Genomic DNA, 25404 nt, shown 5'->3' with positions numbered 1-25404 from the left:
CCGGTTTCTAAGCCCAGATTACTGCCGTTCAGACGGCGACGTGACTGCTGACCAGTCCATCGCCAGTGAGACGATGAACCATGATCATCGGCGGCTCGTTCACAACAGGAATGTTCTTCCCCCCGAACCACAGCGGGTTGGCTGGGCAGATAGAGCCACAGATATGTGCGGGGATGCCCGCCAACATGGCACTCATTGGCCGATGGACATGGCCGGAGGATATCGCAAGCGGGGCAAGGGAACGCCGCGTCAGCAAGTCACCAAGCTCTGCTTTACCCTGTGCGATCACCGCATCCATCGGCGCAATTCCGCTTGGCACGAAGTGGTGATGCGAGAAGAGAAGCGTGGGATGTGAGGCTGGCTCCTCCAGTATCCGTTCCAGCCAAGCAAGATGCTGGACAACGTCGCCCGCCGAAGCACCGGGTAGACAGGTGTCAATTCCCACCAACCGCAGCCCTCCGATCTGCGCACGAAAATGCATGGCATCGCAGTCGTCAACGGCTCCATAACGTGTCGCGAAAGCGGTTCGCATCAATCGCCGATTGTCGGAGTTGCCCGGCACCAACATTACTGGACATTTCAAGATTCCAAGACAGGCCGCTATCGCAGCGTAACCGTCGGCCCAGTCATCATCAATCAGGTCTCCCGACACGACGAGCGCATCCACCTCAAGTACCGAAAGCCACGACAATGCGCGGTTGAGCCGCAGCAGGTTGTCGTTATCCGGTGCAGCGTGAATATCGGAAATCTGCGCGACGATCATTGGCTATTCCGTACATCTCGCTCCTGGTCTTACCATAGGGCCGAACATTTGGATTCGGAAGATAAAGAAAAGCTTGAGAATGGCCTCTTGCCATCTCTGTCACAGCGGTGATCTTCGAAACGGCACAACGCGCGTGGTGAACGTGCGAGGCAAACAGCGCTTATGTCTAGACTGATAATTTCCTGGACGAAGTATTTTCGTTGCGCGTAAAGGGGACGGTCAAACAACTTAAGTGCCATCATGTGCCTCCTTTCATGCCGTGGAGTGGAGGTGATTTAGGGGCGCAAGAAACGATCTTCAAGATGAAGATATTCGAGGGCTTCAATGCGCGGAGAAATGGGCCATGCTGGTCTGACAGGCGTTCTAAGTCATTCGCTTCAATAGCGCGATCAGGACCTCAGTGTTTTCATTGGTGTCGAGTGAAAGAAGCTGATTATCTGCTAGGTCAGCGATCGCCAACAAGATCTCGCGTTCTGTCCATCCGGCCTCGGTCGCAGCGCCAACCAAATCTCGAAAAGCTCCCTGGAGTGCGTCCTGGCAGCGGATGTGCCTATCAGGATCATTATCGGTCACGAAGGGGCGGGCGATGTCGAACATGCTTCGAAGGTGGACTGATTTGCCACCTTTGGCAATCGAATATCACAAGTGCCTAAAGGACGCCTGCCGCTTCACATTCCATAATCAGGCGACTTTTGCAGCGAGCATTTCATGAATGCAGTCCTCGTTCCGCGCCTCCAATTGCTGCAGCGGAAAGGCATTGATGAAGATGCGGATGGTCTCATCGAGATCGGCGCCGGATTGTGACCAGCCAGGCCCGCAATCGATCTGCTGACCGGCAAGATCTTCGACCTGGAAGAGGCCGCAGGTCTCGCCGGCTTCGTCGTCGACCGCAAGCTCGAGCATGCCGAAGCATCTGTGTTCGTCGTTCCAATAAACCGTAGTCTGAAGAAACCGGATGTGAGATCGGTTACCGAGCTCCGTCAGCAACAGATGATGAACCTCATCCGTCGAAAGTGGTTTCGGGTCGTCCCAGCAAAGCTCCTCGTCCAACGTCGGATAATCCATCACGTTTGACAGCAGCTCGCGCATGCTGTCGAGATGGCGACGCATGTCCAGCGACTTGCCGCGAAAACCGGGCATATCGTCCTTGAAAGTGTCGAAGGCATGCCGGTCCAAATGGCTGACGAATTCATATAAGGCCTGAGCATCATCATGAGAGATGCTGAGAACACCATCTCTCGGCCGCGGTTCTCTCGAATATTCAAACATCGCGATCTCCTTCGCTATCAAATTTCGGAACCCAGCCGCGGGTGAAGCCAACGCTCATTCCGGCCTCACTGAGGGCCAACTGACCACGGATGAATTGAAGCTCGGCGAGCAATGCGCCGATCGTGGCGTTAGCGTTGCCTTCGAACAGGTCGAGTACGGCGCTGACCTGGTCGTGTTGCGGTTCGTCTTTCTGAGCGGCTATGGCTGTCATCAGGCAATACGTCTTCCTGCCCCTGTGACGGCGGCTTCCACCTGCGGATTGTCGATGTGAAATTGCAAGATCGGTGTTTGCTCTCGCAATATGTTCTCATTATGTTCTCATTTGCGATTGAGTCAAGCGCGCTTCGTTTTGCCCCGGCGGGGAGAAAGCCTCGCCCTTGGTATCTGGCTCGCAGGATGATGCTCTCGGAGGATATCTCTGATTTTCGAACTGTATATTCTCTGCGGGAAAGCCATGTATTTTCACAGATCTGTAGGAAGGTGCTTGCGAGGAAAATGCGATGGCCTCGGCGTGCAGATCGTGCCGCCTGCCCGCAGTTGCGGTGCGCTTCAAGCAAGTCTCCTCGGCAAAGGCAAGGCTATTGCCAATCTCGCCGGCCTTCCACTGATCGAGGATCCCAACGGTCGGCGTCTCATGCTGTTGCCGAGCGCGGGAAACGGCTGCGTTGTCGTTGCGTTGAGCACGATGCTCGGCCGCTAAAATTACTTCGGTCGTTTAAATTATTGTTGTTGTTCGCTATGACTCGGTCATTAGTTGCAACGAGACGGGTCTCGGATGCTGGAGGAGCCAAGTCTGTCAGGCCGGATCTCCTGCCCAGCCTCGCTGAGACCTCGCCTTCTGGACCGGTATGCAGCTCGCCAAGGTTAAAGGAGTTGGTGCCGCTGTCGCTGCGCATGACTCTGACTTATTGCGTCGAGACCGACGACTACAATGATCGTGCTCAGTAATTGAGCTTCGGGTACCAGTCCGCACCGCGCCCAGCAGGCGTCATGTCAAGAATGTTCCAGAGTGGCGCGATGTCTACCGCCCCCCTTGGATCCTGTCCCGGGTCCGCCGCTGCGGTCGGCATCTCGCCATTGTAAAAGACGCGGACATCCTTCCCATCCTTCTGGTAAACGGTGAACCCTGGATTTTCAGATCCGTTGTCATTCAGCAGGCCTAGGTCACGGGCGTAGTCGTCGCCGATGGTCTGGACGAAGTCCAGATTGCGCCAGCCGCGTTCGATGGCGAAGGCGCGTTGCCGTGCCACCGGGCTGCGACCGATGATCTTGAAGGTAACCCGCTGCTTGAGGTCGGCCCCGTTGCCGTTCGCTCCGCCAAGGAAGTTCGTGCACATGGGGCAGGGCCGTTCGCGCTGCGGGCCGAACATCCAGAAATACGTCACCAGCGTATCGTGGTGACCGAACATGTCCGCGAGACCGACCTCGTCGCCGTTCTCGTCTTTGAAGCGATAGTTCTTTTGGACCACGGGGCCTGGAGGCAGACGGCGGCGTTGCTCCGCAAGCCTCGTGAGATGTCGTCGGACTTCGATCTCCTCCGCCAGTAGGGCCGTCCTTGCCGAGGCGTAATCCGGGGATTCATTCGGGAATCTGCTCGCGCGTTGCTCCGCCAGTTCCTTCGCTGATCTCAACTCACTCGTATCCATGTGCTTGCTCCTTTGATCCATTCCGACCGCCTGCGATCCGATCCGCCTTTCGGCGTTTTCGCGTCTGCTGTCTGACGCGAGCGAGTGCGCATCGTGATATTTCGCGCCCTCGCCTCTATAGACGCACGAGGAGATTCGTTTTCGACAAGGACAAGTGTTTTTTCGCGAGGATTCTTTCGCCCCAGATCGCCGGCGCTCACTCAACCAGACCTGTGAAGCTTTCGAGAATAGTCAAGTTTGAGCTTGTCGAAATAAGCGTCATCGACATCAGCCTTCATCGGTGCGCTTAGACTTTCCAAGTGAGAGAATGCTTCTTCCTGCTTGCGTTTCCTCTGGCTGGCCGGTCCATGAGGCGCTTGAGGTTGAACAAGATCTTTCCCGAAAAACGGATTAGCCTCTCAGTGTCACGTTCCCGAGAGCTCCAACGCGCGGCGCAGTGCCGGAGCCTCCTGCTTGATATGATCCCACAAGCGGTTGGCGATCGGCCCCTGCGGCCGGTCGCGGCGGCGGGCCACCACCAACTCGTCGATGCGGCCCGGCATATGGCTGCCAGCAATCGATCGCAGGCGCCCATCGCCCAGCTCTTCCTCGATCAGAAAGCGGGGCAGGTGGCCCCAGCCGAGACCTTGCAGGATGATCTCCTTCTTCATGCCTTGGTCTGCCACCAGGCATTGCGGCGCGCCTTCAATCATGAAGTAGTCCCGTTGCGGCGAATGGCGGGCGGTGTCCCGCATCACACATTGGGTGAGCGCCTGCATCTGGTTAAGCATGATCGGCGGCTTGATGCCATCCGGCAGAAAGCCCGGCGCTACGACGGGAATGAATGGCACCTTACACAAATCGACCCATTCGACCCGTGCATCGCCCTTGTCGATCCAGTGCAGGATAAGATCCGCCTCGTCGTCGAAGAGCCGCTCCCACGGGCCACCTACGGCTTCGAAATGCAGATGCAGGCGCGTGCCCGGACATTGGCCGAAGAATCGGCCGAGCATACCCAACACTTGCGGGCGCGGGCAGAGGTCGCCGATCACTACGTGGATTTCGCTTTCTTCGCCCATCGAGAGCTGGGCTGCATGCACCCGCAGGCCATCCAGCTCGCGCAGTAACGCCTGCGCCCTGCGGTGGAACGACAGCCCTGCCGCGGTTGGGCGAACACGATAGCCGCTGCGATCAAGAAGGACGATGTCAAGCTGGCGCTCAAGCTTGGCGACGGCTGCGAATACCGCTGGATGTGAGCGGTGCAGCATGTCGGCCGCCCGCTGAAAACCGCCGGTACGAACGACCGCGTCGAAACATTGCAGGTCGTGCAAAGTGAATTCAGCCATGTCAGCTTTGATTACAGAGTTTGTCCTATCTTTGTAATATCATCAAAAGTGGGCTGCAGCTACTCTCGGCTCATTCAACATTCCAGAAGGAATTTTCATCATGAGTGAGCTGAATTTCGTGACTGTCGGCGACGGCACCCGCATCGCCTACCGCTTCGACGGCGATGCCGCAAAGCCGGTGTTACTGCTGTCCAATTCGATTGCCACCACGCTGCACATGTGGGACGGTCAGGTCGGCGAATTGTCGAAAAATTTCCGCGTTCTGCGCTACGATTTTCGCGGCCATGGAGCATCGAGCGTCCCCGTCGGTGCCTATTCACTCGACCGGCTTGGGCGCGATATCATCGAGTTGCTTGATGCGCTCGATCTGCAGCGCGTCCACTTCCTTGGCCTGTCGCTTGGTGGTTTCGTCGGCCAGTGGCTTGGAATTCACGCGCCCGAGCGGATCGATCGTCTGATCCTGAGTAACACTTCGTCGTACCTCTCACCCGCAAGCTATTTCGACGAGCGGATCGTCTCGGTGAAGCAGGCGCCTGACATGTCGGAGACCACCGAGGTATTTCTCAACAACTGGTTCCCGCCTGACATGGTGACAGCTAATGGGCCCGCTATCGAGCAATTCCGCGCCATGCTGATGACAATCGACCGGCAGGGCCTGGCGGGTTTGTTTGCGGCGGTTCGCGATGCCGATCTTCGCCGCACCGTGGCACTAATCAACCGGCCGACCCTCGTGATCGCCGGCGAGCACGACACCGTGACGGCGACCAGCCATAGCGAGTTGATCGCGGCGGCAGTGCCCGGGGCGAAGTTGGTTATTCTGCCGGCGGTTCACCTGTCGAACGTCGAATACCCATCCGAGTTCATGCAGACGGTACAGGATTTCCTGAACTGACGAATACGATGGCGTGGGGGCTGACTTCGGCGCCCACGCCATCAGTTTCTCCATCTGAGCCGCGGTAGCGACTTGATCGAGGTCGCACGCGGTGAGAGCGCTTTGGTCGCGCCGACGGACTGGCGTCGCTAACAACGAGTCTTGAAAATAATCCCGGCAGCGGCGCGCTCTGGAAAAAGTTCAGGCTTAGAGACAACGATTACAAAAGTCCCCGTCAGCATCATGTCCGGCTCCAGTTCTTCTCGCACCTAGCAAAAGCCATTGAGTTTCAGGATCCTATGGGCATCGATGCTCGCTCGAAGTGCGTCTTCCGATGCGCGGTCTCCATGATTTGCATCGGGATGGTGCATCTTGAGCCTCTGTTTGTAACGGCTTCTAATTTCCTCCGGTGTTGCGCTCGGTGAAAGCCCGAGCGTTTCGAATGCCTTCGCTTCCAGCACCTTGAGTTTACGGGATCGAACGACCGCTTTCGCCGCTTGCCTTTGCGCAGCGCTTTTTCTTGCATTGATCGTTTTCGCCGTCCCGGAGCGAATTGAGGAGGGGAGGGGCGTTTCAGGCGAGTGATCGATCCTAACGCCCCAGCTGGGACGGCTGCCACTTGCCGCTTCCCTTTGATATCGGGCCGTAACGGGGTTCGACAGTTTCGTCACGTAATTGTAGCCCTCGCTGTACTCTTTTGCGTGAGCACGGCAAAACAGCAGGTATAGCCCCTCAGCATCCGCTCCCACGGGAGCGCGATGCATGCCGTGATTGTCGCATCCGTCCCACTGGCATCTCGGACCACTTGTTTGGCGATGTTCAGTCGGCTTCTTCCGCGTCGGTCTCAGGCCGACAAAAATCTTTGAATCAGAGGTCATAGCGCCTTATAGGGCGCTAATGCCGGGCGCGACAAGATTCCTCGACGCAGACGCGGATCCTTTGACCTTCATCCGAGTTAGCGGGGCGGTACCCGCAGAATCGCAAATGGCCAAGGCTAAACCATTGAAAATAATTGTATATATAAACTGGAAAGGGGACGAGCTGGCTAAAAAACAGATGGCGGATTATGGAACAGCATGGCGATTTGGCTTGTGGTGTTAGTAGCAACCGAGGGTACCCGATCGGACCGGACTGCCCGTGAACATTGCGCCCTGGCAGCTGGATGCCGGTCGCGCCGTGTTGCTGGTTCATGACATGCAGCGATATTTCTTGGCGCCTTTTCCCGAGTCTGTCCGCACGCCTCTGGTCGAAAACTGCCGGAAGATCAGGCTGTGGTGCGACGAACGGGATGTGCCGGCGTTTTTCACCGCCCAGCCCGGCGACATGTCCGAACAGCAGCGCGGCCTTCTGAAGGATATCTGGGGTCCGGGAATGCGTGCCGCCCCTGCTGACCGTGAGGTCGTGGAGGAACTCAAGCCCCGTGCGTCGGATACTCTGCTGACCAAGTGGCGCTACAGCGCCTTCCACCAGTCGGACTTGCTGGAGCGGATGCGAAACCTCGGCCGCGACCAGCTGGTGATCTGCGGCGTCTACGCGCATGTCGGCATCCTTGTCACCGCGATCGAGGCCTTCTCGCACGACATCCAGCCGTTCCTCATTGCCGATGCGATCGCCGATTTCACCGCCGACCATCACCGTATGGCTATCGAATATGCCGCAGCACGCTGCGCGGTCGTCACCACGGCGGCGGAGCTCGCCGCATGACTGTCACGGCCGTATTGGGTCCAGAACAAGATTAGTGCGAAATCGTACGCTAGCCGAAATTGCGCATATTTTCCGTACTTTACGGCTCCGCGCCGAACGTCAGACTTGATGGAAATTTGCGCCATAAGCGCCGAATTTGAGAACGAATATCGCTCGAGCATCGTTTTTTCATCTAAACGTACGATTTCGCACTAATCTTGTTCTGACGCCCTATGAAGCCGCCGTCGGACATCCTGGTGCGCGCATGGTGCTGGCCTGCGGATTTCGCATGCGCGGCAGACGGGCCGGAATGGATACTTCAGCTGGCCAGTTGCGATCCATACTCGCCCGATTGCAAGATGGTCGAATCAACTCTGAGCAGGCCGTTCGTGAAGCGGCATCAGTGCGACCTACCTTTGACATCATCCCACAACTCCAAGCGAACTTTGCCTTCACCAAGGCCTATGTCGCCGAGTCCTCGGGAAAGGCAGGCGGGATTGCCGGTGCAAATTTCTACGTCGATCTGGTGATTTTCGATCGACTAGGGCTGGACTGGATTACGCTCGGCGAAGCGATCAATTGGTCGCATCCAAGGCTCGGTCTATCCGCGGACTTTGCGTCCGTATTGGGCGTAAATTGGCGAGATCGAACACCAGTTGCCCCTGAGGGCATGCGTGATGGTCTGCAAATCGCTGAACAGCTGACAGGTGATCCCAATGTTCTGCACGCCCTGAGGCAAGTTAAGAAGATATAGAAGTGCGCGTGGGTGACGTGTACGCCTTGAAGGCGCACGCCATTGACGACGAGGGGACTTTCGCCTATATATCGTCGAAAGATGGAGGCTGATATGCCGAGCATTGCGAACGAGAACAGTGAGCGTATGAGTTTGAGGGTTCCCGCCACGGCCAAGGCTAAACTCGTGCGCGCTGCGGCACTTCGTAATACCGATCTGACGAATTTCGTAACGCAATCCGCCCTGCGAGAAGCAGAGGCTGTCATCGAAGAAGCCGAGACGATCAAAGTGTCAAAACGCGATCATCTTCGTATTCTTGAGCTTCTGGAAAATCCGCCCAAACCCAACGCCAAGCTTCGCGCCGCGATTGCCGGTTTGCCTGACAGCCTATGACTTTACCTGCATGGCATGAGGAACCGATCGCCAAGTCCCACGGTCGGGCAGCCTTCGATTGCGGCGACGGTCAGATGAATGAGTTTCTGGTCCGCTTTGCCCGACAGAGCCATGAGCAAAATGCCTCGAAAACCTTCTGTGCTATCGACGACGCAGTGCCCGGCCGTATTCTTGGTTTCTATACGATCGCGCCTTCGGCAGTCGAGCATGCGACTGTGCCAGATGCAATGACACGCGGTCTTGCCCGCCATGATGTGCCGGGCTTCAGGCTTGCGCGACTGGCTACCGACCGCGCGGTTGCCGGGCAGGGACTGGGAGGCCGGCTCCTAGCCGCCGCAGCGCTCCGCTGCCTGCGACTTGCAGGAGAAGGCGGGGGACTTCTACTGATCATCGATGCCAAAGGCGAGCGAGCCGCCAACTGGTACGCTTCCTATGGTGCCGAACCGCTGAAGGACAAGCCGCTAACTCTCGTGATGCCGCTCATCACCTTCGCGGCCGACTTGCGTGCCAAAGGTCTCCTTTGATCCCGTAAGGCGTGGGGACACGATTGATTTCACCGAAAAGCGAACTATCGCATCGTGGTGATCATCTTGAGGATAACGGATATCCAAGCTCTGTAATGCTTCCGCTATTCGAGGTGGCCGTTCCGAATAGACATGAAAACGCCCGGTTGGTCGCCAACCTGCAAATTATCCGTGTAATCTACAAATCACTCGCCGAATTAGACCAGAACGACGTCGAAAAAGACGGTCGCGTAAGCCGACATGAACTACTGGAGACGATGGAACACTTTTACGGAAAAATGTCACCGATTGAAATCGTTACAATCTACGAATTCAAATGCCGGGGGCCTCGCACTTAAGCGTCGACGAGCACGAGATTGAAGTCCTGCGGCCGGAGGCTCCCATTGCGGAGTAAGTGCTGAAGTGTATATGCGACTGACAACGCATCGTCGGGAGCGTCATGTGCCTTGAAGGGCGGATGCTCTACGCCGTAGTAGTCTGCTAGTTTGTTGCTCGGAGTTCTTGCTAGGTCCTCAATGGGCATACCTGCAGCGAGGAGAAGCTTTACCGCGTTGTCAAATCGCTTCGCTGGTATCGACGGCGTGACACCAGCTATGTAGCAGCTTATCGCGACCATATTTAGCTCGTCTTTGCCCCAAGACCAGAAGGTTTCGCCGCCGGAGAAGGCGTCTACACCATCAAGCGCCTCGGCAAGTCCCAAACCGTTCTCCTCGATATCCCTTTCCGTCACTCCCGTTAATTCAGTAAAGTAAGGATCAAGTGGATACTGTTTTCCAAAGCGATCGATGGGACGGACATATGCCTTGTACATGTCTAGCAGCGGGTAGTCGTTTTCGAGCCCAAGCTTTACCGCGCCAATTTGCGCGATAACAGGATCGGGATCATGGGCCGCGCACCAAAACCTTCGTTGAGAACCCTCCAGGCAGAGGAATTAGCAGTCAAAAATGATGGCCGCTCTCATTCGATATATCCCGCAAAGGTTACAAATTTTTCGCAACGGACATACCATTTAGACCGAAGATAGGCAAATTCGAATCTGCGAATCCGAAATTTGCGACTTGCTTCCGCCGACCTAGGCGTCTGCATCGCGTCACTGGTGGTGACCCGATCTGATTTCTGCGTACCATTCAGGATCGAGGTAATCGAGGCGGGTTTTCGCCAGTCCATCTTTCTGAAAAGTCGGGGCGAGCAGATCGCCTGACAATGATAGCGGCTTCGGCGATGCCGCTATCATTGAAACTGGATTAGCGGCGGGCTGCAGCACATCGGGTAGCCAAACGCTTTCTCCTTGGAGTACCGCGTCGGAGCCTGCTTCAAGCCGGAGGGCTGCGGCCATCGAAGCTTTAAACAGTGGAATATAGATCATCTGTCGATGACCTCCGAAACAGGTGAGATTCGGAAGGATGCATATCGCCATGAACGTGAGGAACAAGTTGGGAATAATCCGGCCTTCAACCAGGTTCTCGATGAGCTCGTCACGGTGGAACGTGATCGACAAGTTGAGACGCTTATTTTCAAGCCGAGTATGCGGCAAAGTCAAACGCCATGCCGCTTGTCTCACTCTCACCATCGCCCGATTTTACGCTGGTCGCCGCCGCAAGCCGCGCTTGGACGGCCAAGGTTGATCAGGCTGATGATTTGCTGCCTACCTTGGAAATAGCAATTCAACACGTGACCGCGAAAAGAACACAGGCGTTAGTGGAGATAAGGATCACTTGAGCCACCCTGAAAACAGGTCAGGTGGCTGCGCAGCAGCCTGACCATCTTCTCGAAAAGAAATCGTATGATCTGCCCGACCTGACTGCCTACAAGGAATTTCGAATGCGAAACTGGCTACACAAGCCGACCTATCTCGCCGCCTTTCCTGGCGACGAAAGCTTCCAAAGCTTGGTCTGAATTTACGAATCGAATGCCGGTGTAGGGCGGCGATGATCAGGCAGCAGTTATGATCAAGTCATGCTGGCTAACACAAGAATAGCGGAGAAAAGGCTCAAGGGCGCAAGGTGGGAAAAGTCTCTATTCCGCCCAACAGTGAAGACGGCTGCAGCGACGATGAGGGCACTGATGATAAGGCCAGCGTTCAGTGTGACGGGTAGCGCGATGAGAACGGCGCTGACCATCTCCAACCCGCCAGTGACATAGCACCACCACACTGGGTGACCCCAACCGACAAAGTCGTTCCGCGTGGCGGGTCTGCCGAGCATGGGTCGTCGTGTCCGGGCACTGGATCGAAGTGCTCCACGGTTAAGGATTAGGCGTTTTCCAAGTCTTCAGCAGCATTTCAACGAACTTCTCCGCAGCAGGAGACAGGATACTGCTTCGCCTTTGCACGATGCCGATCGTTCGGGAAACTACAGGGTTTACGATCGGTCGCGTAACCAGGAAAGGATGATCATCCTGCGGCGTGGCCAGTCGCGGCAGCACTGAGATCCCAAGTCCGGCCTCCACGAGGCCAAGCGAGGTGTTGAGATGGGTCACCTCATAAAACCAGTTCAGCTTTAGATTGTGCCGCGCGAGTGCGCCGTCCAGGAGTGTTCTGTTGCCGCTTGAACGATCAACAACAACCAGCGGGTAGGGTTCCAGTTGATCCCATTGGATCGTCTCAAAAGCTGCAAGAGGATGGTCTTTTCGCATCGCTAAGACAAACGGGTCATTGATAAGAGTCTCAAAGACCAGATCGGGGTCGGAGTTCCCCATCAAGTTTATCCCGAACTCCACTTCGCCCCGTGCCACGGCCTGCAGGCCCTCGTTTGCTGTCAAATCTCTGATCCGCAGCCGAATATGCGGATATTGCTGGCTGAAGGTCTTAATGACAGTGGGAAGAAAGTAAAAAGCGGCGGTTGGGACGCAGGCCATTGTGATAAGCCCGCGTCGCTGCGTGCCGTCTTTCATGGCAAAGAGCGATCCATCGAACTCCTCCAGCATCCGCCGGACAAGGGGCATGACCTCCTGACCCATTGCCGTCGGTGCAACATGCCTGGTGGTCCTCTCAAGAAGCGGCGCGCCAATGGCCTGCTCCAGTTTTTGGATACGGCGCGTGAGCGCCGGTTGTGAGATATGGAGCGCATCAGCTGCTCGGTGAAAGCTCTCCAATTCGACCACAGCCTGAAACGCTCGCAAATCGAGAATTTCGCAATTTATGCTCATATCGCAATAAACTCTCCGAACATTGCATTTAACAGATTATATTTCTTTCCCCATATTGCAACAACAGGCGACATTAATACGCCGAATGCAAGACTGGGGATGTCCTATGAACGATCTGCTCAAAATACCCTGTGTGCTGATGCGTGGCGGAACATCGCGTGGGCCGTTCTTTCTTGCATCCGACCTACCCCGCGAGCGAGCCGAACGGGACGCGGCCCTTCTCTCCATTATGGGTTCTGGCCACCCTCTGCAGATCGATGGCATCGGTGGAGGCAATCCCGTCACGTCGAAGGTTGCCATCATCGGTCCTTCGACTATCAACGGCGCCGACGTCGATTATCTATTCGCACAGGTTCGCACTGACCGTCAGTACGTCGACTATTCGCCCAATTGCGGAAATATGCTGGCAGCCGTCGGTCCCTTCGCAATCGAGGCGGGGCTTGTTGCGGCCCAGGACAACGATACGCTGGTGCGCATTCATAACGTCAATACCGGTAAACTGATCGAAGCAAAGGTTCCGACACGCGGTAGCGAAGTCATTTACCTCGGCGACGCGTCGATCGATGGTGTGCCCGGGCTGGCAGCGCCGATCGCTTTGACGTTCATGGATGCGGCAGGTGCAAAAACGGGTAAGTTGCTGCCGACCGGCAAGCCCGTTGACATGATCGACGGCGTGGAGACGACGGCCATAGATTGTGCCATCCCGATGGTCCTCATGCGCGCCGCCGACCTGGGCGTAACGGGTTATGAGGATCCACAGGCGCTCACTGGCAACAGCGATCTCATCGAACGTATGAACCGCATCCGCATCCTGGCCGGGAAGCAGATGGGGATGGGTGATGTGAGCGACATGGTTATTCCAAAACCGGTCCTGGTCGCGCGGGCCCGCAACGGCGGCACTCTTTCCGTCCGATACTTCATGCCCAATGACTGCCATCCTTCACTGGCGACGACCGGCGCTGTTGGTATTGCGACCGCGGCTGTAACCGAAGGCTCGATTGCCTATGATATGGCAGGACGTCTTTCTGTGCCGACCCAGGTCCGTATCGAACATCCTGCCGGGCGCCTCGATGTACAGCTGGAAATGCGAAACGGTGCAATTACCGCCGGGCTCGTCAGAACGGCTCGGAGACTATTCGAAGGCTTCGCCTTCGCTAAGCCAATCGCTGCAATTGAACACGCAGCTTAAAGACGGCCATATTGTCACAAGACATGAAACAGGGAGGAGACCCTCATGCGTGAATATTTTCTTGCGGCAGCCACGCTCTGTGCGCTGGCGACATCTGCCAATGCCGAATCCGTCAGAATGAGTGTTGGTTCGTACAACCTCAACAATCTGCCTTTTCCGGTGGCGGCGACCCTCGGCTTCTACAAGGACGAGGGCCTTGACGTGACGACCGAGAACTTCGCCCAGGGCGGATCGAAGGTGCTCCAGGCACTGGTTGCCGGCTCCACCGACGTCGCCGTCGGTTTCTACGATCACACGATCCAGATGCAGTCGCAGAACAAGCATGTGGTCGGCTTCGTGCAGCTCGCACGCAATTCCGGTCTGGTTCTCGCAGGCAAGAAAGACACCCAATTCGACCCGGCGAAACCCGAAACAATCAAGGGCATGAAGGTCGGCATCACATCGCCCGGCTCCTCCTCGGATTTCTTCATTCGCTACTTCATGAAACAGCATAAGCTGAGCGAAGATGACATCTCCATCATTGGTGTCGGTTCAGGCGCCGCGGCGGTGGCCGCTTTGCAGCAGGGGAAGATCGATTTGCTTGTCAACTACGACCCCGCTGCCACCATTGTTGTCGAGCGTGGACTAGGCAAGATCCTTATCGATGCCCGCAGCGATCAGGGTGCCAAGGATGTCTATGGCGGCCTCTATCCGACCTCCGTGCTTTATGCCACGCAAGACTACATCAATGCCAATCCTGAAGTGATCCAAAAGGTCACCAATGCAACGGTTCGGGCGTTGCATTGGATGAAACAGCATTCCGCCGAAGAAATCGTGGAAAAACTACCCGATGATTTCGTGTCCGGCGACAAGCAGACCTATGTGAAAGCCGTAGAAGCGGCCAAGGCGATCTTCTCCGAAGACGGCAAGTTCGAGCCTGCCGACCTCGAAACGCCCTTGGCTGTTTTGAAAAGCTTCAACGAAGCTGTCGCCAAGGCGACGATCGACCTCAACACCACTTACACCAACAAGTTCGTCGAGGCAGTGGCCTCCAAGAGCGGAAACTGAGGGCCCATCATGTCTTCGCCAGTTAGAAAACTTGAACCCGTCGCGGAGCTCAAACTCCAGCCAATGGTGGCAATTGATGACGTGACCATGGCATTTGGTTCGTTCGTTGCCGTGCAGAACGTGAACCTGAAAGTCGGTGATCGAGAGTTTCTCTCGATCGTCGGCCCTACCGGATGTGGCAAATCCACCATCCTGAACGCCATCGCGGGATTGTTGAAGCCGGCGCAGGGCAAGGTGTCGATCGATGGCACGGCCGTCCAGGGTGTGCAGAACAACATCGGATATCTGTTCCAGCAGGATGCGCTTCTACCCTGGAAGACCGCGTTTCAGAATGTCGAGCTGGGCCTGATGTTCCGCCGCGTTCCAGAGGACGAGCGGCGCGCCAAGGTTATGGCCTGGCTGGAGAAGGTCGGCCTCAAAGGCTTTGGTGACCGTTTTCCGCACCAGCTCTCGGGCGGCCAGCGCAAGCGCGTGCAGATGGCGCAGGCCCTGATCACCGAGCCGAAGGTCATTCTGATGGATGAGCCCTTCTCCGCATTGGATATTCATACCCGCCACCTGATGCAGAACGAATTGCTGCGTCTGTGGCAGGAAGACCGCCGCGCGGTGGTGATGATTACCCACGATCTGGAGGAGGCAATCGCGCTCGGAGACCGGGTCGTCGTTCTCGCTGCCGGCCCGAAGAGCCGCGTCATCGAGAGCTTCCCCGTCGATCTCGAACGGCCTCGCAACGTCGCCGAAATCAAACTCGATCCGAAATTCATGACGCTCTACCGCGATATCTGGGCGTCCCTGCGTGGCGAAGTGGAGAAAAGCTATGCAAGCCGTTAATGTTCGTATCATCCAGGTCGTCCTCCTGGTCGCCATTTTAGGTGGATGGCAGCTTGGTGTGACCTCCGGTGCAATTGACCGCTTTTTCTTCCCGGCACCTTACGACATCGTCCAGCAGGTGATCTCCTGGGTAACTGATCCCGGTTTTTACAAGCATGTCGGCATCACGCTCAGCGAAACCGTGCTTGGCTACATGATCGGGACCGGTCTCGGCGTCGGCGCAGGCGTCTGGCTGGGCCTCAGCCCCTACGTCGCCCGGGTCCTTGATCCGTTCATCAAGGCGGTAAACGCCATTCCGCGCGTCGTTCTGGCGCCGATCTTTGTTCTTTGGCTGGGTCTTGGCCTCTGGTCGAAGGTTGCGCTTGCGGTAACACTCGTCTTCTTTGTCACCTTCTTCAACGCCATGCAGGGTGTGCGCGAAGTGAACCCGGTCGTGCTATCGAATACCCGTATCCTGGGCGCCAGGCGCTCAGATCTGCTGCGTCATGTTTACTTCCCGGCTGCTGCGACCTGGATATTATCGTCGCTGCGCACATCTGTCGGCTTTGCCGTGGTCGGCGCAATCATCGGCGAATATCTCGGAGCCTCCGCAGGTCTCGGCTACCTGATCGCCCGTTCGGAAGGTAACTTCGATGCTGTCGGCGTCTTCGCAGGTATCATCATCCTGGCGGTCTTCGTTCTGATCATCGATCTCATCCTGGATGTAGCGGAGAAAAAACTGATCACCTGGCGGCCGAACGCGGGTGAGGAGCGGCCCGCGTAGGATCCCCAACAGAAAGTAACATCAGATGGATCGGCCGGTTGGCCGATCCTGTTTTGTCGGGTGACTTTCGTCTGGCGTACTAAATGGGAGGATAGCATGGGTATGGATCTTCGACTCTCACGTCGCTCTGTTCTTGCAGCTTCGGCGATATCGGCCCTCGCAGTTGCCGGTCTTGGTGTTGGAAGTGTTGCCGCAAAAGGCACGTCTCCCGAGGGAGGTTCTACAGCCGGCACATCGTGGAGGTCCGCGCAAGACATAAAGTCAACCGGATGGTCACCGGTGAAGCTCGCGGAAATGGAAACGAAGTTGTATCCGATGGCGACCACGTCGATGATGGTCGTGAGGGGCGGCGAAATCGTCTACACATATGGCAACCTGTCAGACGTCAGTTACCTCGCCTCGGCCCGCAAAAGCGTTCTGTCCATGCTCTTCGGAAAATACGTCGCCGAGGGGAAGATCGATCTTGATATGTCAATCGCCGAGATTGGTATCGATGAAGATGACGGCCTTCTACCACTGGAGAAAACTGCAAAGGTCAAAGATCTGCTGACCTCCAGTTCGGGTGTCTATCATGCCGCCGGTAGCCCGGGCGGCAATGACGACACGCCAGCGCGCGGAAAGACCCAACCCGGTTCAACCTTCCTCTACAATAACTGGGACTTCAATGTTCTCGGTGCAATTTTCGAGAAGCGCACCGGCAAGACTGTTTTTCAGGCCTTGCAGGAGGATTTGGCGGAGCCACTGCGATTTGAAGACTTTGAACTCGGCCGTCAGAGGATGATGGGATACGAAAATCAGTCGCGTTATCTCGCCTACCACCTTTTCCTGTCGGCTCGCGATATGGCCCGGCTTGGGCAGCTGATGCTTCAGGGAGGAAAATGGGAAGGCAAAATAATCGTTCCCGAGGCCTGGATTTCCGAAAGCACGAAAATACGGTTCGCGCCTGAGCAGACAAAAAGCAAGGAGGGTCTCGGCTATGGCTATCTGTGGTGGATACCCACGTCCAGCGACCCGGCCTTCAAAGGCTCCTACCTCATGAATGGTAATTTCGGACAGTTCGTTTTATGCCTGCCGGCGATCGATACGGTCATTGTGCATCGGCGAGCTGTTGCCGACGAGTTTGCAATTGCTCGAAATCTCGGGAAAACGACCTATGAGCCGACAAAAGTCACCGCCGCAGAATTTCTGGAAATCGCACACGCTGTCGTAGCGGCGAGGGCCTGAGACCGCAAGCGATGGCCGCCGCCTGTTTTCGGCAGGCGCGGTCCATGCCATTGTGTTCATGCACGTTCTGAAGGCGAAGGCAGGTTCGCATGCAGCGATTTTCATTGGGCTCCATCGATCTCAATCTACTTAAGGTCATCTATGCCCTCGTCGTCAAAGGCAACATGACGGCGGCCGGGGAATATATCGGTCTCTCCCAGCCCGCCATGAGCCATGCGCTAAAGCGCGTTCGGGCCATTACCGGCGATGAATTGTTCAGGAAAACGTCGGGCGGTTTTGTGATGACGCGGTTCTGCACGGAGATTTTCCCGGCAGTACGACGCATTATTGAAGATACCGAATCCGTCATGCTGTCGCACCTCAGATTCGAACCGGAAACGTCTCACCGTGCTTTCCGCATCGGTATGAACGACTATTTCTCTGTCGTCTTGATGCCTCGCCTGATTGAGCGTGTGCGGGCACGTGCCCCGCATTGCGTGCTTGAGGTCATTCACATGCCGCGAACAGGTGTAGCGCACAATCGAAACTTTTTGCCCGTGGTCCAAGAACATCTCGATGAGGGCACAATTGATGTCGCAGTGATGACGGCGGATAATTTTCCGGCCCGTTACCGATGCACCTCACTCTTTACCGAGAGGCGCGTCTGCATCATGTCGGCCACCAATCCGGCCGCGAAGAAGCCGCTGACGCTGGATGCGCTGCTGTCGCTTGGACACGTCAAGGTCACCTCCGCTCCGAGCCGTCGTGGCTGGATCGACGAGCGGCTGGACGCCATGGGTCTTGAGCGCAGAGTGGTTGCCGTCGTGCCACATTTTTCCGCCGCGGTCGCGATCATCGCCCGCAGCGATCTCGTGGCCATCATGCCGGAAAGCGTTGCGAAGCTCTTCGAACGTTCGCACGAGCTCTTGCTGCTGGAATCTCCGTTTGCAGAAGAAAAACAGTCGACCAGCATGATCTGGCTTGCCGAAAAGGAACGCGATTCGGCAAGTCAATGGCTGCGGGAACAGATTTCCGACTGTTTCGCCGGAGATGTGACCTGATCGGTCACCTCCCGCGGCCTCAATTACGCGAGGGTCAGTTTTGCGCGGATGAAATGATCGGCAACGCCAAGGAAATCCTCCATCTTCACGGCTGGCAATTCCTCCTTGAAGCTGCCGTCGTTGCGGGCGATGGCAAGATCGTCCGGGATCGCTCTTCTGTTGACAAAAACCATGTCGAGCGCTGGCAGGCACAGGATGAACTGCCCAAAATGACCGGCCGCAACACAGGCCCCCTGCCATTCCGGCGTCTCATCCGTCACCACTGGAATCCACCAGAGATAGCTGTAACCGGCGATCCGTGACTTCTCGCTCTCGTTCATGCTCTCCGCAGGAACGCGGATTTTCGTGCTTTCTGAGACCCATTCGGCCGGCATCACCTGCTTGTCGCCCCAACGACCATGTCGGACCATCGCAAGGCCCAGCCGTGCCATGTCGCGCCCGGAGAGGAAGAAGTGATAGGCAAGGTAACGAGAGGCTCCCTCGTAGCCCATCATCCGCTGGCGAGAGGGATCGAAATCCTGCATTTCCATCGGCCCTGCGAAATCTTCCTCGAATGCCTTGAAGACACTGCGGCCGGTCAACTGTTCGAAAGCGGCCCCAAGCACGTTGAAATCCCAATTGTTGTAATGGAAGTAGGTGCCGGGTTTCTTAGAGCCGCGCTCGGGAACGTTCTTGGTATTGCTGCCGGGGCTTCCCGGCTGATGGTAAACGCCGGAACTGCTGATCAGAAGGTCACGCAGCGTCGCCGTCTTTTCGATAGGTAGCAGGCCGTGGTCCTCGTCAATACCGAGGTCCGCCATGGTCAGATCGAGATCGATCTTGCCTTGGGCAACGGCTTTGCCCATCAGCATCGACAGGATGCTTTTGCGGGTCGAGGCGAGATAGCTCACCTCCGCAATATCGCCGTAGCTATAGAGTGTCTCGCCTCCGGCAACTGCCATGAAAGACGTGGTCGGCAGCGAAGCTAGAGCCGCATCCACTTTCGAGCGTACGTCGGCCGAAAACCCGTAGTCGCCGGGATTATCAACCTGCTTCCATTCTTGTGCCGGAAATTGCTGGCCTTGTACGGCAGGCATATGTTCCAGAGGTGCTGAAACAGACATAATTCTTCCTTTTGTGGTTTTGGATGTGATTTGCCGACGTCAGTCGTTCAGATGGCACGCGCTCTTGTGGCGTGAACCGACCGAACGGAGCTCCGGCCGCTCGACCTGGCAGCGCGCCATCGCCAGCGGACAGCGGGGGTGGAAGTGACATCCCGAGGGCGGTGAAAGCGGGCTTGGTATTTCGCCTTCGATGGCAGAAAAGCGCCGCTGCACGGGATCGAGGCTTGGTCTCTCCTGAAGAAGTGCGCGGGTATAGGGATGATTGGGATGGGCGAACAACTCCTCGACCGTCGCCTCTTCAACGACACGTCCGAGATACATCACCACGACGCGATCGGAGATATGCTCAACAACGGAAAGATCATGGCTGATGAAGATGTATGTCAGGTCCAACTGCTCTCTGAGGTCGAGAAACAGATTGAGTATCTGCGCCTGGATAGACACATCGAGAGCCGCGACCGACTCGTCGCAGATCAGCATGTCCGGTTGAACGGCAAGCGCGCGTGCGATGCCAATACGCTGGCGCTGCCCACCGCTGAACTGGTGGGGGAAGCGGGACGCCATTGAGGGGTCCAGGCCGGCGCGTGCCATCTGCTGACCGACATAATCATCCAGCTCCCGCGCCGTGGTCAGTCCATGATGCAGGGGAGCTGCACCAATGATCTCGCGCACGCGCTGCCGGGGATTGAGCGAGGAGAACGGGTCCTGAAAGATCATCTGGACCTTTAGCCGCGCCGTCTCCGCCTCGTCCCCGGGCATATCCTGAAGGCGCTTGTCCCGGAAGAGCACCGTTCCGTCCGACGCCTGCAGCAGACCGGCCACCACACGACCGAGCGTCGATTTCCCGCAGCCTGACTCACCGACGATCCCGACGACTTCGCCTTCTGCGACAGCAAGACTAACATCATCCAGAGCGCGGACGACGGGATTGGGGGCCCTCAGGCCAATGAACTCGGCGCCACGTTCGATCAGGCCGGATTTGCGGCTGAAGCGCTTTCTGACGTTGCGGACCTCCAGTCGATTGCTCATGCTGGCGCTCCTTCCATGACGGGGTGAAAACAGCGAAGAAGTCGACCTTCGACAGGCTCAAGCTGCGGTGGACTGAGACAGAGCTCGGTCGCTGACGAACAGCGGGGATGGAAGGCGCAACCTTTCGGCATATTGGCGACGGAGGGTGTCGTGCCGGCAATCTGTTTAAGCCTGAAACCGCGCTGATTGTGCGCGGGAAGGCTTGCCATCAACCCATTCGTATAGGGATGCATGGGGCGTCGAAGCAGATCGGCCGTCTTGCCCTGCTCGGCGATGCGGCCGGCATACATGACCGAAAGGCGGTCCGCGAGGCCAGCGACGACCGAGAGGTCGTGTGTAACCCATATGAGGGCAGTTCCATTTTCGCGGGTGAGCTTTTGCACGATCGAGAGGATTTGCGCCTGAATGGTGACATCAAGGGCCGTGGTCGGTTCATCGGCGATGATGAGATCCGGCGACATCAGCAGCGCGATGGCGATGGCCACTCTCTGCCGCATTCCGCCGGAGAATTGATGCGGATAGGCGCTAAGCCTTTCCTCAGGGCTTGGAATGCCGACCATGCCCAAGGCATCGCGCGCCCTCTCGCGGGCCGCCTGCTTGCTGATCGTTTCATGGGCATGCACCACCTCCATCATCTGCGTGTCGATACGCAGGACGGGGTTAAGCGTGGACATCGGATCCTGGAAAATCATGGCGATCCGGTTGCCACGAATGGAGCGTAACTCCCTTTCAGAGAGCGTTCGCAGATCCCTGCCCTTGAAGAGTATCTGTCCACCCGTGACCTGGGCTGGCTTATCGATCAATCCCATGATCGACAGGCCGGTTACCGATTTCCCCGATCCCGATTCTCCCACGAGGCCCATCACTTCACCGGCCGCGAGGTCGAGATTGATGTCGTCGATGAGGGTAACGCGGCTTTCAGCGGTCACGACTTCGGTCTTCAAACCTTTGATTTCGAGCATGGCGGTCATTTCTGTGCAGCCTTCGGATCGAGCATTTGACGCAGGCGGTCGCCGACGAGATTGATCGCAAAGATGGTCACGAGCAGTGCTATTCCGGGGAACAGCGCGATCCAGTAGGTGCCCGACAACATGAATTCATAGCCGCTCGAAATAAGAAGTCCGAGCGATGGTTCGGTGACCGGTACGCCGAGGCCGAGAAAGCTGAGCGTCGCCTCAAGCGTGATTGCCCGTGCGACCTGCATGGTCAGCAGAACGACCAGGGGTGACAGACAGTTCGGAAGAAGCTGGCGAAACAGAATATTCCGATGAGGAAGGCGCAACGACCTTGCCGCTTCAACATATTCGCGGCGAAGTTCCGTCAGTGCGGCGCCGCGGGCGGTGCGGGCATAGGTGGCCCATTCCACGAGCACGATCGCGAAAACCACGTTGCCAACGCTTTTCCCCAGCAGTGCGAGAATGAGGAGCGCTGAAAGGATGGTGGGAAAGGATAGCTGAAGATCGACAACGCGCATCATCGCCGTCTCCACCTTGCCGCCGACATAGGCGGCTGTCAGGCCGAAAGCTGTGCCGATGATGAAGGCGATGGCCGCCGATCCCAGACCGACGATCAGGCTGATCCGCAGACCGTGGAGTATGGCGGAGAGCATGTCGCGCCCCTGATCGTCCGAGCCGAACAGAAAGGTGAAGCCGGCGGATGCTTCCGATCCCGGCGGCAGGCGGCCATCCATGATGTCGAGTTGCATCAGGTCGTAAGGGTTTTGAGGCGACAGCATCGGTGCAAAGATCGCCAGCAGGACGATAAGTATGATCAGGATGAGACCGACGAGCGCAAGCGGCGAACGTGAATACTGCCGCAGGAATTGCAGGCTGGGTCTGAGTTTGGCGGAGCTGGAAATTGCTTGCACGTCACTCTCCCTGGAGTCGGATACGTGGATCGAGCAGCCTGTAGGTGACATCGACGACGAGATTGATGATGACGAACATGATCACCACAAGCATGAGATAGGCCACGATCACAGGGCGATCGAGCGCGGCGATGCTGTCGATGATGATCTTTCCGACACCGGGCCAGGCAAAGATGGTTTCGGTGACGACGGAAAATGCGATTGTCTGACCGATATCGAGCCCGACGACGGTGACGACCGGAATCATGACATTCTTGAGAACATGGACGCTCAATATGCGACGTGACGACAGGCCCTTGGCTCTGGCAAACCGGACATATTCACTGGACGTGGCCTCGCGGACACCGGCTTCGGTCAGACGCGTCACCATGGAAATGTTAAACAGCGAAAGGCTGACGGCCGGTAGTGCCATGTGCCTGAGCCCGTCCAGAGTGACGAACGACCAGGGGATGCCAAACAGGGTTTCGGTCGAACCGCGACCGGAACTGGGCAGCCAGCCCAGATGCACACTGAATATCATGATAAGCAGAATGGCGATCCAGAAGATCGGCAAGCTGAAGCCGAAGATTGAACCGATCATGATCGTGCGGGAAAAGGCGCTCTCCGGCTTCCATCCGGCAATAAGGCCGAGGGGAACGCCGAAAGCGAGCGACAGCAGAACCGCCGCGAAGGCCAGCTCCAGTGTCGCCGGAAGGCGGGACAGGATCAGCTCGACGGCCGGCTCCTTGTAGACATAGCTGATGCCGAGATTGCCCTGGAGAACACCTTTCAAGAATAGAAAGAACTGCTCGTAAAGTGGACGATCAAGGCCGAGATCGGCGATCAGCCGCAGGCGGTCTTCATGGTTGGCTTCCGCCGGAAGCAGCGTTTCGATCGGGCTGCCTATCAGGTGAAGACCGACAAAGACGATCACGGCCATTGCCAAAGCAACCAGTATCGCTTGCAATAGGCGCTGGATAATCCATAGGGTCATGATGCCCTCTAAACATTGATGATGTAACGACGACCGGCAGACTTCGTCGCGCGGGCGCCTTCAGATATAGCGCATTTCAGGTTTTGTATTCTTGTGCAAAAGCCGCTCATCTCTGCGCAGGGAATGACGGTGGCGGATCGAAAACATTCCGATCCGCCAGGGCGACTTATTCGGATATATCCTTGACGAGCGTACGCTCGTCGATCCGCGGTGCATAAGACAAGCCCTTACGCGTAACCCAGGCATTGCTCTGTTGGTAAAGCGGTATAATGGCGCCGTCTTTCACCGCGACCTTGACCGCCTCGATAAGGGCAGTCTCGCGAGCCTTGTCGTCGTAAATCGTCATTGCTTTCACGACGCGATCATCGAGTGCCGGATTGGAGTATCCGCTGTCATTTGCAGCACCCAACCCACGTTTCGGATCAACGGTTCCGAGGACGTTCACCAACATGGAGCTCGCATCATAGGTGGCATTGCCGAGCCCCAATAGCTTCATGGAGAATTCCGATTTGCGCGAGGAGAAAGTGGTCCATGGAAGGGCTTCCACGTTCGTCTTCACGCCGATGCGCGTCCACATCTGGGCGACAGCCTGGACGACTGCAGGCGCATTGGGATACCTGTCGTTTGGCACGTGAACAGTTAGCTGGAAACCGTTCGGGAAACCAGCATCAGCAAGCATCTTCTTGGCGGTTGCCGCGTCCGGCTTCGGTGGTTGAATGTCGTCGGTGTAGGAGAAAGCCCCTTTAGGCAACCACTGGCCGGATGCCGTGGCTGTGCCTTCCATAATTTTGTCGACGATACCTTCGCGGTTTATCGCCACGGATAGCGCGGTGCGCACGCGCCCATCGGCAAGCGGGTTTGTCTCCAGCGTTTCGCCATTCGGACCCTTCACATTGGCTCTCCAGGTCTCGCCCGATGTCGTCGGCGCCAGATAGATCACACGCAGACCGGGCGTGGAGACGAAGGAAAGATTTGCTGTCGATTTGAAGCGCGCAATATCGGTGGCGGCGGGAGCGTCGATAATGTCGACATCACCCGCCAGAATGGCCGTGGTGCGTGCGCTGGCGCTGGAGATCATGCGGTAGGTTGCATGGTCCCAAGCCACTTTCTTGCCCCACCACTCGGGATTGCGCTCCAGCCCAACTTCGATGCCTTGCTTGAAAGTCGAGAAGCGAAAGGCCCCAGTGCCTATTGCCGCCTTTCCGGAATTGTAGTCGGCGGTGTCTGCACCCTCACCGGCGTGCCGCGATACAATTGCAATATTGGCAAGATCGCCGGGAAGGGTAGGGGCCGGTGTCTTCGTGTTGATGATGACGGCAAGATTTCCATCGGCTTCGACGCTTGCGACATTTCGTGTGAATCCGCCGAACCCGCCTGGGCTGTTGGGAACATTGCCAGCGCGACCAAGCGTGAATACCACGTCATCGGCAGTAAAAGGCTTTCCGTCATGCCATTTCACGCCTTCACGAAGGGTGAACCGCCACTTTGTTTCCGAAACCGCTTCCCATTTCGTCGCCAGACCTTCAACCAGCTGCCCTTCAGCTGTTCGTTCGGTCAACCTATCGAAGATCTGCATCGCGATGCTATTGTTGGGCGATGCGTTGTAAAAATGTGGATCGATTGATGTTGCAGTGCCGCTCAGACCAACAGTAATATCCTTTGCAACTGCAGAACCTACGAAAAAGCTGGCGCAACTCGCCAAGCCCAACAAAAAAGCTCGCGTCTTCATCATGTTCCCTTTTTCTTTTTCAGCCGATCAGAGTGCGTTACTCATAGAGGCTTGAGAACATTTATTTCCGCCTCATTTTGATTAATCAAATGAATGTTTTTCTAACGGTCATTCGCCAGACGAATATCGGGGCGGGTAGCAAGAGCGGTGATAGATACCGCATCACATTTGCCAGAGTTGTCAATGTTAGGGTGGATGTCACGGTCAATGCTCCGTGACTGATGCCCGTGGTGCAGCGGCAGCGCTAATTGAAGC

30 protein-coding genes are annotated in these 25404 nt (G+C 56.8%); 13 read left to right on the top strand and 17 right to left on the bottom strand.

The genetic code is table 11. The annotated features are described in order from the left end of the window. Positions 1 to 28: 28 nt before the first annotated feature. From ACPYOP_RS20830 to ACPYOP_RS20815, 4 genes are all read right to left on the bottom strand, one after another. A complete protein-coding gene (locus ACPYOP_RS20830) occupies positions 29 to 763 on the bottom strand; it encodes a metallophosphoesterase (RefSeq protein WP_481412226.1) in 735 nt (244 codons plus the stop codon). Between the two features lie 363 nt (positions 764 to 1126). Then, the gene (locus tag ACPYOP_RS20825) at positions 1127 to 1360 is read right to left on the bottom strand and encodes a hypothetical protein (RefSeq protein ID WP_481412225.1); all 234 of its coding nucleotides are present in this window, start codon (positions 1358 to 1360) and stop codon (positions 1127 to 1129) included. Between the two features lie 84 nt (positions 1361 to 1444). Further along, positions 1445 to 2032, bottom strand: a complete 588-nt coding sequence (locus ACPYOP_RS20820) for a hypothetical protein (RefSeq protein WP_481412224.1) — start codon at positions 2030 to 2032, stop codon at positions 1445 to 1447. Beyond that, positions 2025 to 2243, bottom strand: coding sequence for a hypothetical protein (locus ACPYOP_RS20815; protein WP_481412223.1), 219 nt, complete (start codon positions 2241 to 2243; stop codon positions 2025 to 2027). The genes ACPYOP_RS20820 and ACPYOP_RS20815 overlap by 8 nt, the downstream gene beginning before the upstream one ends. A 273-nt stretch (positions 2244 to 2516) precedes the next feature. On the opposite strand from ACPYOP_RS20815, the gene ACPYOP_RS20810 reads away from it, so the two are divergent. Beyond that, complete coding sequence (locus ACPYOP_RS20810) at positions 2517 to 2732, top strand: hypothetical protein (RefSeq protein ID WP_481412222.1); 216 nt, start codon at positions 2517 to 2519, stop codon at positions 2730 to 2732. 241 nt (positions 2733 to 2973) lie between these two features. Here the strand turns inward: ACPYOP_RS20810 and ACPYOP_RS20805 are convergent, their stop codons facing one another. After that, a complete protein-coding gene (locus tag ACPYOP_RS20805; RefSeq protein ID WP_481412221.1) occupies positions 2974 to 3678 on the bottom strand; it encodes a DUF899 family protein in 705 nt (234 codons plus the stop codon). A 404-nt stretch (positions 3679 to 4082) separates the two neighbouring features. Next, the gene (locus tag ACPYOP_RS20800; RefSeq protein WP_481412220.1) at positions 4083 to 5003 is read right to left on the bottom strand and encodes a LysR family transcriptional regulator; all 921 of its coding nucleotides are present in this window, start codon (positions 5001 to 5003) and stop codon (positions 4083 to 4085) included. Positions 5004 to 5103: 100 nt separating this feature from the next. Between ACPYOP_RS20800 and ACPYOP_RS20795 the strand changes: the two genes are divergently transcribed. Then, entirely contained in the window at positions 5104 to 5895 is a 792-nt protein-coding gene (locus ACPYOP_RS20795; RefSeq protein WP_481412219.1) for an alpha/beta fold hydrolase, read from the top strand. A 248-nt stretch (positions 5896 to 6143) separates the two neighbouring features. On the opposite strand, the gene ACPYOP_RS20790 is transcribed toward ACPYOP_RS20795, so the two are convergent. Beyond that, a complete protein-coding gene (locus ACPYOP_RS20790; protein ID WP_481412218.1) occupies positions 6144 to 6752 on the bottom strand; it encodes a J domain-containing protein in 609 nt (202 codons plus the stop codon). 259 nt (positions 6753 to 7011) lie between these two features. Between ACPYOP_RS20790 and ACPYOP_RS20785 the strand changes: the two genes are divergently transcribed. The 5 genes from ACPYOP_RS20785 to ACPYOP_RS20765 all read left to right on the top strand — a co-directional run bounded on the left by ACPYOP_RS20785 (position 7012) and on the right by ACPYOP_RS20765 (position 9545). Then, a complete protein-coding gene (locus ACPYOP_RS20785) occupies positions 7012 to 7578 on the top strand; it encodes an isochorismatase family protein (protein WP_481412217.1) in 567 nt (188 codons plus the stop codon). A gap of 136 nt (positions 7579 to 7714) precedes the next feature. Beyond that, entirely contained in the window at positions 7715 to 8311 is a 597-nt protein-coding gene (locus ACPYOP_RS20780; RefSeq protein WP_481412216.1) for a hypothetical protein, read from the top strand. Positions 8312 to 8404: 93 nt separating this feature from the next. Beyond that, positions 8405 to 8683, top strand: a complete 279-nt coding sequence (locus ACPYOP_RS20775; protein WP_481412215.1) for a type II toxin-antitoxin system TacA family antitoxin — start codon at positions 8405 to 8407, stop codon at positions 8681 to 8683. Next, complete coding sequence (locus ACPYOP_RS20770) at positions 8680 to 9207, top strand: GNAT family N-acetyltransferase (RefSeq protein WP_481412214.1); 528 nt, start codon at positions 8680 to 8682, stop codon at positions 9205 to 9207. Before ACPYOP_RS20775 ends, ACPYOP_RS20770 begins: the two co-directional genes overlap by 4 nt. Before the next feature lie 95 nt (positions 9208 to 9302). Continuing rightward, positions 9303 to 9545: an ASCH domain-containing protein gene (locus tag ACPYOP_RS20765; RefSeq protein ID WP_481412236.1), complete on the top strand. Its 243-nt coding sequence runs from the start codon at positions 9303 to 9305 to the stop codon at positions 9543 to 9545. Here the strand turns inward: ACPYOP_RS20765 and ACPYOP_RS20760 are convergent. The 4 genes from ACPYOP_RS20760 to ACPYOP_RS20745 all read right to left on the bottom strand — a co-directional run bounded on the left by ACPYOP_RS20760 (position 9542) and on the right by ACPYOP_RS20745 (position 12354). Then, positions 9542 to 10129, bottom strand: coding sequence for a 3'-5' exonuclease family protein (locus tag ACPYOP_RS20760; protein WP_481412235.1), 588 nt, complete (start codon positions 10127 to 10129; stop codon positions 9542 to 9544). The two genes, ACPYOP_RS20765 and ACPYOP_RS20760, sit on opposite strands and share 4 nt — an antisense overlap. 168 nt (positions 10130 to 10297) lie before the next feature. Further along, positions 10298 to 10768: a hypothetical protein gene (locus ACPYOP_RS20755; RefSeq protein ID WP_481412213.1), complete on the bottom strand. Its 471-nt coding sequence runs from the start codon at positions 10766 to 10768 to the stop codon at positions 10298 to 10300. A 388-nt stretch (positions 10769 to 11156) separates the two neighbouring features. After that, positions 11157 to 11411 carry a DoxX family protein gene (locus tag ACPYOP_RS20750; RefSeq protein WP_481412212.1) on the bottom strand — a complete coding sequence of 85 codons (255 nt, stop codon included), beginning with the start codon at positions 11409 to 11411 and terminating at the stop codon, positions 11157 to 11159. A gap of 40 nt (positions 11412 to 11451) precedes the next feature. Then, entirely contained in the window at positions 11452 to 12354 is a 903-nt protein-coding gene (locus tag ACPYOP_RS20745) for a LysR family transcriptional regulator (RefSeq protein WP_481412211.1), read from the bottom strand. A 106-nt stretch (positions 12355 to 12460) separates the two neighbouring features. Between ACPYOP_RS20745 and ACPYOP_RS20740 the strand changes: the two genes are divergently transcribed. The 6 genes from ACPYOP_RS20740 (at position 12461) to ACPYOP_RS20715 (ending at position 18448) form a co-directional block, all read left to right on the top strand. Further along, a complete protein-coding gene (locus ACPYOP_RS20740) occupies positions 12461 to 13543 on the top strand; it encodes a 4-oxalomesaconate tautomerase (protein WP_481412210.1) in 1083 nt (360 codons plus the stop codon). A 45-nt stretch (positions 13544 to 13588) separates the two neighbouring features. Continuing rightward, the gene (locus ACPYOP_RS20735; protein ID WP_481412209.1) at positions 13589 to 14590 is read left to right on the top strand and encodes an ABC transporter substrate-binding protein; all 1002 of its coding nucleotides are present in this window, start codon (positions 13589 to 13591) and stop codon (positions 14588 to 14590) included. 63 nt (positions 14591 to 14653) lie between these two features. Further along, positions 14654 to 15421 carry an ABC transporter ATP-binding protein gene (locus ACPYOP_RS20730; RefSeq protein ID WP_481412234.1) on the top strand — a complete coding sequence of 256 codons (768 nt, stop codon included), beginning with the start codon at positions 14654 to 14656 and terminating at the stop codon, positions 15419 to 15421. After that, on the top strand, positions 15408 to 16184 hold the full coding sequence (locus ACPYOP_RS20725; RefSeq protein WP_481412208.1) for an ABC transporter permease: 777 nt from the start codon (positions 15408 to 15410) through the stop codon (positions 16182 to 16184). The genes ACPYOP_RS20730 and ACPYOP_RS20725 overlap by 14 nt, the downstream gene beginning before the upstream one ends. A gap of 96 nt (positions 16185 to 16280) precedes the next feature. Next, on the top strand, positions 16281 to 17408 hold the full coding sequence (locus ACPYOP_RS20720) for a serine hydrolase domain-containing protein (protein ID WP_481412207.1): 1128 nt from the start codon (positions 16281 to 16283) through the stop codon (positions 17406 to 17408). 89 nt (positions 17409 to 17497) lie between these two features. Continuing rightward, positions 17498 to 18448, top strand: coding sequence for a LysR family transcriptional regulator (locus ACPYOP_RS20715; protein WP_481412206.1), 951 nt, complete (start codon positions 17498 to 17500; stop codon positions 18446 to 18448). A gap of 23 nt (positions 18449 to 18471) precedes the next feature. Here ACPYOP_RS20715 and ACPYOP_RS20710 read toward each other — a convergent pair whose 3' ends face one another. The 6 genes from ACPYOP_RS20710 to ACPYOP_RS20685 all read right to left on the bottom strand — a co-directional run bounded on the left by ACPYOP_RS20710 (position 18472) and on the right by ACPYOP_RS20685 (position 25152). Next, positions 18472 to 19551, bottom strand: a complete 1080-nt coding sequence (locus tag ACPYOP_RS20710; RefSeq protein WP_481412205.1) for a serine hydrolase domain-containing protein — start codon at positions 19549 to 19551, stop codon at positions 18472 to 18474. 39 nt (positions 19552 to 19590) lie between these two features. Further along, positions 19591 to 20580, bottom strand: a complete 990-nt coding sequence (locus ACPYOP_RS20705) for an ABC transporter ATP-binding protein (protein ID WP_481412204.1) — start codon at positions 20578 to 20580, stop codon at positions 19591 to 19593. Then, the gene (locus ACPYOP_RS20700) at positions 20577 to 21551 is read right to left on the bottom strand and encodes an ABC transporter ATP-binding protein (protein WP_481412203.1); all 975 of its coding nucleotides are present in this window, start codon (positions 21549 to 21551) and stop codon (positions 20577 to 20579) included. Before ACPYOP_RS20700 ends, ACPYOP_RS20705 begins: the two co-directional genes overlap by 4 nt. Then, positions 21548 to 22447, bottom strand: a complete 900-nt coding sequence (locus ACPYOP_RS20695) for an ABC transporter permease (RefSeq protein ID WP_481412202.1) — start codon at positions 22445 to 22447, stop codon at positions 21548 to 21550. Before ACPYOP_RS20695 ends, ACPYOP_RS20700 begins: the two co-directional genes overlap by 4 nt. Before the next feature lies 1 nt (position 22448). After that, positions 22449 to 23420: an ABC transporter permease gene (locus ACPYOP_RS20690; protein WP_481412201.1), complete on the bottom strand. Its 972-nt coding sequence runs from the start codon at positions 23418 to 23420 to the stop codon at positions 22449 to 22451. 166 nt (positions 23421 to 23586) lie between these two features. Beyond that, on the bottom strand, positions 23587 to 25152 hold the full coding sequence (locus ACPYOP_RS20685; RefSeq protein WP_481412200.1) for an ABC transporter substrate-binding protein: 1566 nt from the start codon (positions 25150 to 25152) through the stop codon (positions 23587 to 23589). Positions 25153 to 25404 lie beyond the last annotated feature (252 nt).

This window comes from Rhizobium sp. KNZ2-6A (genome assembly GCF_056755475.1).
The sequence above is the reverse complement of the archived record's forward strand: the minus strand, read 5'-3'. Positions and strand labels throughout refer to the sequence as shown.